Here is an 11,846-nt window from a genome sequence, read left to right as displayed (position 1 = left end):
CGCGCCGGATGCGTACGGCGCTCAGCGGGCGGGCGGGCGCCGCAGCCGCACCAGGGCGTCGACGGCCTCCGCCGGCTCGCCGTCCGGCCCGGTGACCGGACGGCGGACCCGCTCGGCGCGCACCGTCTCCAGATCCGGGACGGACTCCTGGCCGACGGCCTCACCGACGGTGTCGGCGAGTACGTCCCCGGGGGTGAACAGCACCCCGGGGTCCCGCGGTCCGCCGATCCCCTCGGTGAGGTTCACGCTGTCGTGCCCGACGACGAGCAGGGTGCCCCCGGCGGCCACGGCGCGCGCCGCCCGGCGCAGCACCGTACGGCGCTGCCCGGCGGGGAGGTGCAGGTAGACCACCAGCAGCAGGTCGTACGCCCCGGGCTCGGGCCGGTACCCGGTCAGGTCCGCCGCCACCCAGGTGACGCGGTCGGCGGTCCCGGAGGGCTGCCGGGCCGCGAGCCGCCGGCCGCGCTCCAGGGCGACGGCCGAGAAGTCCACGGCGGTCACCCGCCATCCCCGGGCGGCCAGCCAGACGGAGTTGCGCCCCTCCCCCGCCGCCAGGTCCAGTGCCCGCCCGGGCGGCAGGCTCCCGGTCTCCCGGGCCACCCAGCGGTTGGGCTCCTCGCCCCAGACCAGTTCGGTCGCCGCGTACCGCTCGTCCCACGCCCGGCTGTCCACGTTCGCCGTCTCCCTCGCGCTCCGCCCGGCCCGCGCGGTCCCCGGGCCCATCGGGTCCGGTCCGCTCTCCCGGGCCAGTGTGCCGGAGTCCCTCGCGGAGCGGTCCCGCCGCGCCGTACCGCCCCCGCGGCCCCCTCCCACGCCTCCGGAAACGGCGGGTCCCCGGTGACCGGGAGGACCGGAGCGCGCGCCGTCCGGCAGGGAAAGGCCCCGGCCCCGGCCGAGACGGGGGAGACTCGGCCGGGGCCGGGGCATGCGGGAACACCGGGACCTTGCGGTCCACCGGCGGCATCCGCATCCGTTTCAACGGTAAAGCATCCCCCGCCCGTTTCCCGCACCGGGGTACTCGTCGGTACGCCTGCCGCCCGTCAGGGCCCGGCGGCCTCGCTCCAGACCCGGCGGAGCTGCTCGAACCGGGTGGGCAGCGGCGGGCGCCGCCCGGCGTGGGCGGCGTTGGTGCGGTGGACGAAACGGCGCCAGGACAGCACCAGGCCCTGCCGGGTGATGGGCAGCCCGGCCGCGACCGTGACTCCGTTGTCGTGGGTGTGGTGCACCGTCAGCAGCAGCGCCTCGGGCACCGAGCCCTCCAGCTCCGCGCACAGGTCGGCGCGGACGTCCAGCCAGCGGCGCAGCACCAGCACCGTGCCCCTGTCCAGCGCGTGGCGCCGCGGCACACGGTGCTTGCCGTGCTCGACGTCCACCCGTCCCGTCCCCAGGTCCAGCGAGCGCACGGTGCACCGCAGCAGGTCCCCGTATCGGGCACCGGTGGCCCTGGCCAGTCCCACCACCACCGCCAGCCGTACCGTCTCCGGCCTGGCATCCTCCTCCATCGCCTGCGAGGCCAGCGTCCGCCACACCCACTCGGCCTCCTCGGGTGACACGGTCGGTCTCGGGTACCGCTCCCGGTCCGTACCGTCCGCCGTTGCCGCCTCGTTCCCCGCCGCTGTCACCGCTTCCCCCTCTTCTGCCGGTTTTTGTCGACCGCTTGGCACATTATTTTTGTACACCGTACCGCCCGCGCCCCGGTTCGGGGACACGGGCGGGGTGCGGGCGGTACGGTGCGGTACGGTGCCGCCGGCCGGTCAGCCGGTGCGGATCTGGCGTCCGGTGACGCGGTCGGGCCGGACGATCACCCACTGCTCGCGGTCGCCGCCCGCCCAGGGCTCGCTGGGGGCCAGCTCCGCGAGCCGTGCGGCCTCCTTCGGAGAGGCGGTCCGGGCGGGCCCGACGACCAGTACGCTCCAGCCCCGCCGCATGGCCTCGTCCACCTGGTCGACCTCGAAGGCCACCTCGTGGCCCACGGCCGCGGCGGGGGTGGCGTCGGGCGCGGTGCGGAAGGCGATCCCGGTGTCGGAGACCAGGTAGTTCACCGGCACGATGGCGGGTCCGTCGGGCGTCGTCACCGCGATGCGTCCCACGCCGTGGGAGGAGAGCCGGGTGCGGCAGTCCTCGGGGCCGAGTTCGACGAGCCGGGGGTGGTGCGCCGCCGGGCCGCGGCCGGGCGGCAGGTCGGTGCCTCCGCCCCGCAGCCAGTCGACCGAGGTTTCCAGCGCGGCGGCCAGTCTGAGGAGCGCGGGGCCGGACGGGGAGGCCGGGTGCTCCTCCAGGTACGCCAGGTAGCCCGGTGCCATGCCGGCCCGGGTCGCCGTCTCCTCACGGGTCAGTCCGAGCCGTTCGCGCTGGAGGGCCAGGCGCCGGCCGATGTCACCGGGACCGGACGATTCACGGTCTGTTCTGCGGGCCACGGCCACCGCCTCCTTCGTCGGGTGCGGATCTCACCTGGTGCGGATACCCGTGGGTGCCCGGCCCATGGCGGGCGGAACCTCCTTCTTCCCCGGGCCGCGGCACGGCTCGGCGGCATGGCTCGGCGGCACGGGGAGTGACCGCGCGGGTCACTCCTCCGGCACCAGGACGGCCCGGCCGGCGATCAGGCCGTCGCGCAGCCGCTGGTAGACCTCGTTGGCCTCCTGGAGCGGGAAGACCTCCACATGCGGGCGGATACGGCCGGTACGGGCGAGGGCGACGACCTCGGCCAGCTCCGGCCGGGTGCCCCAGTAGGGGATCGACACCGACGCCTCCCACGGCAGGGTGCCGTAGCGCACCGGCAGTGTGCCGCCCGCCAGTCCGACGACGGTGATGTCGGACTCCGGGGCGGCGGCCGCGGCGGCGGTGGCCAGGGTGGGGTCGGCGCCGACGCAGTCCAGCACCAGGGTGGCGCCCAGTCCGCCGGTCAGTTCCCGGATCTGTTCGGCGGCCCCCTCCCCGGCGGGCACGCAGTGGTCGGCGCCCGCTCCGGCGGCGAGGTCGAGTTTCTCGGCCGAGAGGTCGACGGCGACGACCTCGGCGGCGCACAGCGCCTTGAGCAGCTGGACGGCCATGTGCCCCAGGCCGCCGACGCCGATCACCACCGCCGTGCTGCCGGGGACGAGCCGGTGCAAGGAGCGCTTGACCGCGTGGTACGGGGTCAGCGCCGCGTCGGTCAGCGGTGCGGCCCGGCGCGGGTCGAGGTCGCCGAGCGGCGTCAGCAGCCGGGGCGAGGGGACGATCATGTACTCGGCCATGCCGCCGTCCGCGCCCAGCCCGCCGCCGGCGGCGCCGATCTCGGCGGCACGGCGGCAGTAGTTCTCCGCGCCGCGGGCGCAGGAGGGGCAGACCCCGCACCCCCAGGGGCCGTAGACCAGCACCGCGTCGCCCTCGTCCAGGCCCGCCGTCCGCGCGCCCGGTCCCAGGGTGTGGATCCATCCCGCGGTCTCGTGGCCCAGGGTGAAGGGCAGCCCGTAGGGCAGCGTTCCGGCGGGCCACTCCATCACGTGCAGGTCGGAGTGGCACACCCCCGCCCCTGCCACCTTGATCAGGACCTCCCCCGGGCCGGGTTCGGGCACGGGGACGCGGGCGACCTCCGGGGATTTCTGCCAGGCCGTCATCCGTACCGCTGTCATCTGGGACATGTGTTTCCTCCCGTCGGTCGGTGCCGTAGCGACCGTGGTCCTTCCGCGGTACCCCCGCGGCGGGACGGGACACACCACCGGCGCACCTGACACGGACGGCGGGAAACCGCGGGGTTGCGCCATCCGGGTGAGGCCGGCGGCTAAGGTACCCGGCGGGGTATCGAGAGGAGTTGCCGTGGAACTGGTGATGGCGGCCGACGAACTCAGGGCCGTGATCAACCGGCTGCGCCGGGCGCAGGGCCAGATCGCCGGTGTGATCCGGATGATGGAGGAGGGGCGGGACTGCGAGGAGGTGGTCACCCAGCTGGCCGCGGCCTCCCGCGCGCTGGACAGGGCCGGTTTCGCGGTCATCGCCACCGGCCTGCAGCAGTGCCTGGCCGAGGACGGCGCGGACGGCCGGGACGGCGGTGGGGCGGTGGACCGGGAGCGGATGCGGGCCCGGCTGGAGAAGCTCTTCCTCTCCCTGGCCTGACGCCCCTGCCGGGGGTACCCGCCCGGGTGTCCGGGGACGAGAGCCCGGAACCACCGCACGGCACCGCATCCCGGGAGTCAGAGATGGGTTACGACCGCACCGTCCGGGTGGACGGCGACTTCGGCACCACCGTGGCCGCCGTCCGCGCGGCCCTGGCGGCCCTGAGCGGATCCGGCTGACCCGGTGGGCGGCCCGGCGGTCAGCCGGACTCCCACTCCCACCCCGGGGCCCGGAACCAGCGTTCCCCCTTCTCGACGAGATGGGAGGCGTAGAGCCGCCCCACGAAAGGTCTTCCCCGGAAGAAGGCCACCCGCCGCCGCCCGGCGTCGGCGACGACGGGGCGCGCCATCCGGGCGAACCGGGCCCGCTGTCCCCGGCCCGCCCACCGCAGGGCGGCCGGCTCGACCCGCTCGCCCACCAGGACGGGGAAGACCGCCACCCCGGTCTGCGCTCCCAGCGGGAGGCCGCCCTTGCGCTTCCGGGCCCGGTCCAGCGCCTGGCGGGTGAAGGACTCGACAGCCGGGGCGGTGATCTCGGGAACGGCGGCGGCGAAGGTGAACAGGTGCAGGCTGGTCGCCAGCCAGGAGATCCGGAAGTCCGCCCGCCTGCCGGTGAGAACGGGCGTGCCCGCCCAGTCCTCCCGGCGCGGGTCGCAGCCGTCGGCCGCCAGCCGGCTCTCCAGCCAGGCCAGGTATTCCCATGTGTGCTCCCGCACCACCGCTCCCTCCCCGGTCGGGTGACCTGCCACCGGTTTCAGGGCGTACCCGCCGCCACCGGCAGTACGCACACCACCTGGGAGAAGGCCAGCGGCTCTCCCGCCGGGGTCAGCCCTCCGCTGTCGGGGTCCCGCCGGAAGGCGGCGACGGTGCCGGTGGTCTGGTTGGCGGCGAACAGCAGCGTCTGGGTGGGGTCGAAGGCCAGGTGGCGCGGTGAGCTCCCGCCGCTGGGGTGGTGGGAGACGGGGCGCAGCACCGTCTCGTCGGCGGCGTCCACGGCCAGGACGGCGACGAGGTCGTGGCCGCGGTTGGAGGCGTACACGAAGCGGCCGTCCGCCGAGACCAGCACCTCGGCGGCGGTGGTGCCGGCCGGGTCGGCGCCCTCGGGCAGGAAGGGGACGGTGGCGGCCGGGGTGAGGACCGCCCGGCCGGCGTCGTACGCGCACGAGGTGATCGTGGAGTCCAGCTCGCCCAGGACGTGGACGGTGCGGCCGGACGGGGACAGGGCGAGGTGACGCGGGCCGGAGCCGGGCGGCATCGGCGCCCGGCTGCCGTCGGCGAGTTCTCCGGTGCGGGGGTCGAAGCGGTGGACGTGGACGGTGTCGGTGCCCAGGTCGGCGGTGAGCAGCCGATCCCCGGTGGGATCGGGCAGCACCATGTGGGCGTGCGGCCCCTCCTGCCGCTCCGGGTCGGGGCCGGAACCGGTGTAGCCCAGCACCTGGACGGGGTCGCCCGGGACTCCGTCGCGGTCCAGCGGCAGGACGGCGACCGTGCCGGAGGTGTAGTTGGCGGTGAACAGGTGGCGCCCGCCGGGGTGGACGGCCAGATGGCACGGGTGGTCGCCGCCGGCGGCGGCCCCGCCCAGTTCCTCCGTCACGGTGCCGTCCGCGGCGAGCGCGAAGGCGGAGACCCGGCCCTCGACGGTCTCGTTGACCGCGTACAGCACCCGGCCGGTGGGTGACAGCGCGAGGAAGGAGGGGTCCGCGGTGGGCACGACCGTCTCCAGCGTCAGGGCGCCGGTGGCGGCGTCGCCGCTCGCCACGCCGATGCCGTGGGCGGTGTCGGTGCCGGTGTAGGCGCCCAGGTAGACGCGTAACCCGCCGTCGAGCCGGCCGCCGGGCCGGGGGCGAGCGGCGGCGGTGGTGTACGGGGCGAGCGCCGCTCCCGCGGCGGCCGTTCCGAGGAGGGTCAGGGCCGTGCGCCGGGTCGGATGGCTGTGCCGTTCCGTCATCTTTTCCTCCACGCGTGATCCGGGAAGCGCTGACGTGCGCACCCCGTACGGAATCACCACCGTGGTCCGGCGGGGAAGAGGACATACCGCGTGCCCCGGGAGGCGCCGGTTCGCCGCGGACAACTCCTGGTGCCGGGCGGCGGGTTGCCGTAGGGTGCCGGGCGGCCATGGTGGGAGCGCTCCCAGCATGGCCGCACGCCCCTCCGACCTGACCCGATGGAGACATCCATGCGCCCTCCCCTCTCCCCCTCCTCCCCCTCCTCCCCCGCCCGCCGGTTACCGCGCCTGCTCGGCGCCCTCGCCCTGGCCTGCGCCACCGCGGTGGCCGCCACCGGTGCCGCCGCCCCCGCGCACGAGCGGCCCGGCCACCGTCCGCACGACAGCTGCCCCGCCGACACCGCCGGTACGGCACTGCTGTTCTGCGAGGACTTCGAGGACCTGCCGCGCGGCACGGGCACCAGCCTGGACTGGGGCGTGGACACCCGGCACGGTGCGCTGTCCGTCGAGCGCGAGCGGAGCCGTGGGCACCGCCCGGACCAGGTACTGCGGGTGCGTACCGAGGGCAACGGTCACGCCTTCCTGGAGGTCGACGACTTCTCCGCGCCGGGCAACAGCTTCTTCGGGCGGATGCGCGTGAAGGTCGACGCCTTCCCCACCGCGCCCGACTGGGCCCACTTCACCCTGGTCGAGGCCGGCGGCCGCGGCGACGGCAGCGTGGTGCGGCCGATCGGCGGCCAGTACGTGCCGACCGTCGGCGACGGGACGCAACTGTGGGGCATCGGCTCCGACGGCGGCCCGACGGGCGACTGGACCGACTGGCGCGAGTCCGCCCCGGCCGAGGCCGGGAGGTGGACGTGCCTGGAGTGGGAGATGGACGCCTCGGACAACCGCGTGGCGGTGTGGATCGACGGCGAACCCCAGCCCGACATGACCGTCACCACCACCCGGCACGGCGGCAACCCGGTGGACTTCGTCTTCCCCGCCTTCGACACCGTCCGCGTCGGCTGGCAGCTCTACCAGGGCGACCCCACCCCCGACTCCTACGACCTGCGCCTGGACGACCTGGCGCTGTCCACCGAACGCGTCGGCTGCGGCCGCTGACCGGGGCGCCCCGGCGCGGGTCGGCCGGGGCGCGCCGGAACACCTGCCCCGTGTCCTTCCCCTCCGGCTGCCGGACGGAAGAGCCCGCCTACGATCAGTCGTCATGGACTGGCTGGAGCGGACCGCGAACCTGCGGCAGTGGACCCGGGGCGGAGTCCGCGCCCCGCACAAGCCGCTGCTGCTCCTGTACGCCCTCGGCCGGTTCCAGGAGGACGCGGAGCACTGCCTGCGCTACAGCGCCGTGGAGGGGGACCTGGAACGGCTCCTGGCCGAGTACGGCCCGCCGAACAGGACGACGCCCGCCTATCCCTTCCACCACCTGGTTAGTGACGGTGTGTGGGAGGTGCGCACCGATCACGGGCCCGGCAGCCCGGGAAGCGGGGTGCGGGAGCTGCGGAGGGCGGGTGCCACCGGACGGCTCGCACCGGAGCTGAGAGCGGCGCTGCGGCGCGAGCCGGCGCTGCTCGGCAGGATCGCGCGCTCGCTGCTCGATCTGCACTTCCCGCCGTCCCTCCACGGCGAGCTGTGCGAGGCCGTCGGCCTGGACCTGGAGCCGGCGGGGACCGGGTACCTCCCGGCGGCGCGCAGGCAGCGGGACCGGCGGATGCGGGAACTGGTGCTGACCGCCTACGAACACCGGTGCGCGTTCTGCGGTTACGACGGCAGGCTCGGCCCGGTGCCGGTCGGACTGGAGGCCGCCCATGTGCGCTGGTGGGCGTTCGACGGCCCCGACGAGGTCGAGAACGGGCTGTGCCTGTGCTCGCTGCACCACAAGCTCTTCGACAAGGGCGTCCTCGGGGTGGGCGAGGACCACCGCGTCCTGGTCTCGCAGCGCTTCGCCGGCCGCAGCCCCGCCGCCCGCGAGTACGTCACGGCCCTCGCGGGCCGTCCGCTCCTCGGCCCGCGGTCCGGCACGCGCCCTGTCGCGGCCGCGCACCGCGACTGGCACCTCCGTCAGGTCTTCCGCGGCGAGCCACGCCCCGCCACGGCGGTGTGAGAGCGGACCGGCGCACGGCCGGCTGCACTCCGACGGCGCCGCCACCCCGGCTACGCGGTGAGTCCCGAAGGGAACACGTCGCCACGCGGCGATTGAGCCTTCGGCACGAACGGCTTCCCGTGGGCGGCGCCGGACACCGTCACCGTTCCGCCCAGGAGTGACGACCAGGGCCGGGCCGGCGCCTGTCCGGCGCAGACCGGCCCGGCCCGGCCCGGCCCGGACCGGCGAGGAGTTCACTACTTACCGGGACTGTCCTGGGAGCGGTCGGCAACAGCGCCGGTCCGCCGGGCGCCCCGCTGACGGGGTGCCCGGCGGACCGGGTCAGGGGTGGTGCGGGAAGGGGATCAGCGGCGACTGGCCAGGCGGTGGGCCTCCGCCAGGTACTTCACCGCCTTCGCGTACTGGCCCGACGCCAGGGCCCGGTCGGCGTCCGCGGTGCGGGCCAGGGCCCGCTCCGGAGCGTCGCCGCCCGCCTTCAGCAGGGCGTTCTGGGCGAGGTCGCGGGCGACGGAGACCAGCTCGTCGGCCTGGACGTAGGAGTCGCCGCGGGACTTCTCCAGCAGCCGGGCCGCCTGGCCCAGCACCGTCAGGGTCACGCCCGCGTGCCGCGCCGTGCCGTCGGCCTTCCAGTGGTGGCGGTTCAGGGCGAGGCCCAGCAGGGCGGCCGTCGCGCGGGAGGCGACGTCGCGGCTCTCGCGCAGCTCGGCGCGGACGTCCGCGAGCCGGTCGCGGGCGCCGTCGGTGCGCAGGCCCCAGCCGTACGGGTACAGCGGGGCGTACTCCTCGTCGCCGACGTTGACCGGCACCTGCTCGGCCGAGCGGGGCCAGCTCACCGGGAGGCGGCCGGTGAAGGGCCGCTCGCCGAAGAGGGTGTCGGCCACGCCGGTGCCCTCGCTGCCCGGCAGCCAGGAGGCGACCAGGGCGTCGATGTCGCCGAGCTGGTCGGTGATGATCTGCGGGCGGCCGGAGACGATCAGCACCGCGCAGTCCATGGCACCGCAGACGGTGTCGATCGCCTTCCTGTCGGCCTCGGAGAGCTGAAGGTCGTGGCCGTTGCCGACGTCGCCGACGCCCTCGGCGTACGGGGTCTCGCCGACGACCACGATGCCGGTCTCGTGTCCGCCGGTGGGCTCGGAGGCGTCCGCGCTGAAGGTGACGGAGGCGTCCGGGGCGGCCTGGCGGATGCCCTCCAGAATCGTGGTGCCCTCGGTGATGTCGCCGGAGGTGCCCTGCCAGGTGATGGTCCAGCCGCCCGCCTGGTTGCCCAGGTCGTCGGCGTTGGAGCCGGCGACGTAGAGCTTCTCGTCGCCCTTCAGCGGCAGCAGGTCACCGTCGTTCTTCAGCAGCACCTGGGAGTCGGCCGCGGCCTCGCGGGCCAGCTTCCGGTGCTCTGCGGAGCCGACGGACTCCAGGTGGGTGCGGTCCGCGTAGGGCTTCTCGAAGAGGCCGAGCTGGAACTTCTTGGTGAGGATGCGGGAGACCGCGTCGTCGATCCGGGAGAGCGGGACGGCGCCGGAGTCGGCCTGCTCGCGCAGGGTGGTCACGAACGTCTTGTAGTCGTACGGGACCATGATCATGTCGAGCCCGGCGTTGATGGAGGTCCGCACGTCGGAGGCGTAGTCGCCGGGGATCTGGTCGATGGCCTGCCAGTCGCTGATCACGAAGCCGTCGAAGCCGAGCTTGCCCTTGAGGACCTTCGTGATCAGGTCGGCGTGGGCGTGCATCTTGACCGGGCCCGCCTCGTCGTCGAGGAAGTCGACGCTGGAGAAGGACGGCATGACGGTGCCGACGCCCAGGTCCACCGCCTCCTCGAAGGGCCTGATGTGGACGGCCTCCAGTTCCTTGCGGGTGGTCCTGGTGATGCCCTGGTCGATGGTGTACGTGCCGGTGGCGGCCGAGCCGAACTCGGTGCCGCCGTCGCCGACGTAGTGCTTGGCGGTGGCCAGCACCCGGTCGGCGTCCTTCAGGTCGCTGCCGTCCGCGGCGCCCTGGTAGCCCTCGACGGCCGTGGCCAGCCGGGTGACCAGCGCGGGGTCCTCGCTGAACGCCTCGTAGGCCCGGCCCCAGCGCTCGTCGCGGCTGACGCACAGGCAGGGGCTGAAGTTCCACGGGACACCGGTGGCGCGGACCTCCTTGGCGGTGGCGTGCGCGGCGTCCTCGACCAGCCGCGGGTCGCGGGCGGCGCCGAGGCCGGTGTTGTGCGGGAAGATCGTCGCGCCGACGACGTTGTTGTGGCCGTGGACGGCGTCGACGCCGTAGATCAGCGGGATCTGCAGCCGGGTCTGCTGGGCGCGCAGCTGGAAGCCGTCGACCATGTCGGCCCAGGCCTCGGGGGTGTTGGGCGCCGGGTTGGAGCCGCCGCCGGAGAGCAGTGAGCCGAGCTCGTAGCCGGCGATGTCGTCCTGGGTCTCCAGCGCGCCGCGCTCGGCCTGCGTCATCTGGCCGATCTTCTCGTCCAGGGTCATCCGGGACAGCAGGTCGGCGACGCGCTTGCGGACGGGGAGCTTCGCGTTCTGGTACGGCAGTCCGTGCGCGTTGATCACGACGACCGGCAGGTCGTCGGTGACGCGCGCGCCCTCGGCGGTCAGCTCCACGGGGATGGTTCTGGCGGTGGACGCCTTCGCGCCGCGCTTCGTGGTGACCGTGAAGCTCTTGGCGGTGCCCGAGTCGCTGCCGGCGGGGAAGGTGAGGGTGCCCTCGACGGGGGTGTAGTCCTCGCCGGGCTTCGCGGTGCCCTCGCCGGTGGCGTAGCGGACGGTGACGTCCTCGGGCAGCGGCGCGTTGCCGGTGGTGCCGACCGACACCTTCACGGTGGCACTCTCGCCGCCGTCCACGGGGAGGACGGCGGTGTCGACGGCGACCCGGGCCCGTACGCCGCCCGTGCCGTACAGCTCGACCTGGTCGAACTCCAGGGTGCCGGAGTCGGCGGGCAGGTTGACGGCGTAGCCCCACATGTCGGTCAGGTCCAGCACGCCGTCGGCCGGGGCACCGCCCGGCTGGTAGTCGGGGCGGCGGACGAAGTCCTCGAAGGGGGTCTTCACCTGCTTCCAGCCGTCGGCGTCGTCGGTGAAGTACCCGGCCCACAGCTCGGCCTGCCCGGCGTTCGGGCCGCCGTCCTTGACCTCGAACTGGACCCGCTGCCCACTGCCGGTGCCCTTCACCCAGAAGGACAGGCCCTCGTGGCCGCTCCAGTCCTCGGTGGCGGGCAGGGTGTGGTCGAAGCCGCCCCAGGCGGTGATGTCGTAGGCCACCCGCATGGCCTTGTTGCCGGCGTTGGCGCCGGGGCGGGCCTCGGCGGCGACCTGGCTGATCTCGGGGGTGTCCGCGTCGTCGTTGCCGTAGGTGCTGATCGGGCCGGGGAAGGCGGAGTCGAAGTCGTCCAGGGTGCGGGTGGGCTCGGCGGCCGTCGCGGTGGGCGTCAGCCCGGAGGCCAGGAGGGCGAGCAGGGCGCCGAGGGTCCCGGCGGCTGTTCGTACTCTCCGGCGGCGGGGCGGTGGTGCGTACAGCGGCTGTCCCATGGCGGCTCCCGTCGGACACGGTCGTTGTCTTCGGCGCTTGAACGCATGCGGTCACACACGTCTCCCCCTGCGCACCGCGCTGATCATGTACGCGCCCAGATGGGCCGTCAAGACCCTTGACGCATGCACTTCTTGGAGGAGCCGGCCGGGATTCCGCCGCCGGAACCGACGGATTGAGAGCGCTCTCTGAA

9 protein-coding genes and 1 pseudogene are annotated in these 11,846 nt (G+C 74.6%); 3 read left to right on the top strand and 7 right to left on the bottom strand.

The window, feature by feature from the left end:
- Window positions 1–21 precede the first annotated feature (21 nt).
- From CUT44_RS24000 to CUT44_RS23985, 4 genes and pseudogenes are all read right to left on the bottom strand, one after another.
- Window positions 22–672 carry a class I SAM-dependent methyltransferase gene (locus tag CUT44_RS24000; protein WP_233221611.1) on the bottom strand — a complete coding sequence of 217 codons (651 nt, stop codon included), beginning with the start codon at window positions 670–672 and terminating at the stop codon, window positions 22–24.
- A gap of 368 nt (window positions 673–1,040) precedes the next feature.
- Window positions 1,041–1,553, bottom strand: a complete 513-nt coding sequence (locus CUT44_RS23995) for a tyrosine-type recombinase/integrase (RefSeq protein ID WP_233221610.1) — start codon at window positions 1,551–1,553, stop codon at window positions 1,041–1,043.
- A gap of 213 nt (window positions 1,554–1,766) precedes the next feature.
- A pseudogene (locus tag CUT44_RS23990) lies at window positions 1,767–2,568 on the bottom strand (helix-turn-helix domain-containing protein); the annotation flags it as partial.
- On the bottom strand, window positions 2,565–3,611 hold the full coding sequence (locus CUT44_RS23985; protein ID WP_100204081.1) for an NAD(P)-dependent alcohol dehydrogenase: 1,047 nt from the start codon (window positions 3,609–3,611) through the stop codon (window positions 2,565–2,567). The pseudogene CUT44_RS23990 and the gene CUT44_RS23985, both read right to left, overlap by 4 nt.
- A 184-nt stretch (window positions 3,612–3,795) precedes the next feature.
- On the opposite strand from CUT44_RS23985, the gene CUT44_RS23980 reads away from it, so the two are divergent.
- Window positions 3,796–4,092 (top strand): metal-sensitive transcriptional regulator, encoded by a 297-nt coding sequence (locus CUT44_RS23980; protein WP_100203994.1) that lies wholly within the window; start codon window positions 3,796–3,798, stop codon window positions 4,090–4,092.
- A 199-nt stretch (window positions 4,093–4,291) separates the two neighbouring features.
- On the opposite strand, the gene CUT44_RS23975 is transcribed toward CUT44_RS23980, so the two are convergent.
- Together CUT44_RS23975 and CUT44_RS23970 are read right to left on the bottom strand one after the other, a co-directional pair.
- A complete protein-coding gene (locus tag CUT44_RS23975) occupies window positions 4,292–4,807 on the bottom strand; it encodes a levansucrase (protein WP_233221609.1) in 516 nt (171 codons plus the stop codon).
- Between the two features lie 38 nt (window positions 4,808–4,845).
- Window positions 4,846–6,039 carry a lactonase family protein gene (locus tag CUT44_RS23970; protein WP_158239658.1) on the bottom strand — a complete coding sequence of 398 codons (1,194 nt, stop codon included), beginning with the start codon at window positions 6,037–6,039 and terminating at the stop codon, window positions 4,846–4,848.
- 228 nt (window positions 6,040–6,267) lie between these two features.
- Between CUT44_RS23970 and CUT44_RS23965 the strand changes: the two genes are divergently transcribed.
- Window positions 6,268–7,140 carry a hypothetical protein gene (locus tag CUT44_RS23965; protein WP_233221608.1) on the top strand — a complete coding sequence of 291 codons (873 nt, stop codon included), beginning with the start codon at window positions 6,268–6,270 and terminating at the stop codon, window positions 7,138–7,140.
- Window positions 7,141–7,243: 103 nt separating this feature from the next.
- Entirely contained in the window at window positions 7,244–8,137 is an 894-nt protein-coding gene (locus CUT44_RS23960; protein WP_100203991.1) for a phosphorothioated DNA-binding restriction endonuclease, read from the top strand.
- A 344-nt stretch (window positions 8,138–8,481) separates the two neighbouring features.
- Here CUT44_RS23960 and CUT44_RS23955 read toward each other — a convergent pair whose 3' ends face one another.
- Entirely contained in the window at window positions 8,482–11,655 is a 3,174-nt protein-coding gene (locus CUT44_RS23955) for a glycoside hydrolase family 3 N-terminal domain-containing protein (protein ID WP_100203990.1), read from the bottom strand.
- Between the last annotated feature and the right edge of the window lie 191 nt (window positions 11,656–11,846).

Origin of the sequence: Streptomyces carminius (assembly GCF_002794255.1) — a bacterium.
In the GTDB taxonomy this organism is placed as follows: domain Bacteria; phylum Actinomycetota; class Actinomycetes; order Streptomycetales; family Streptomycetaceae; genus Streptomyces; species Streptomyces carminius.
This window is presented reverse-complemented; position numbering and strand designations above follow the sequence as displayed.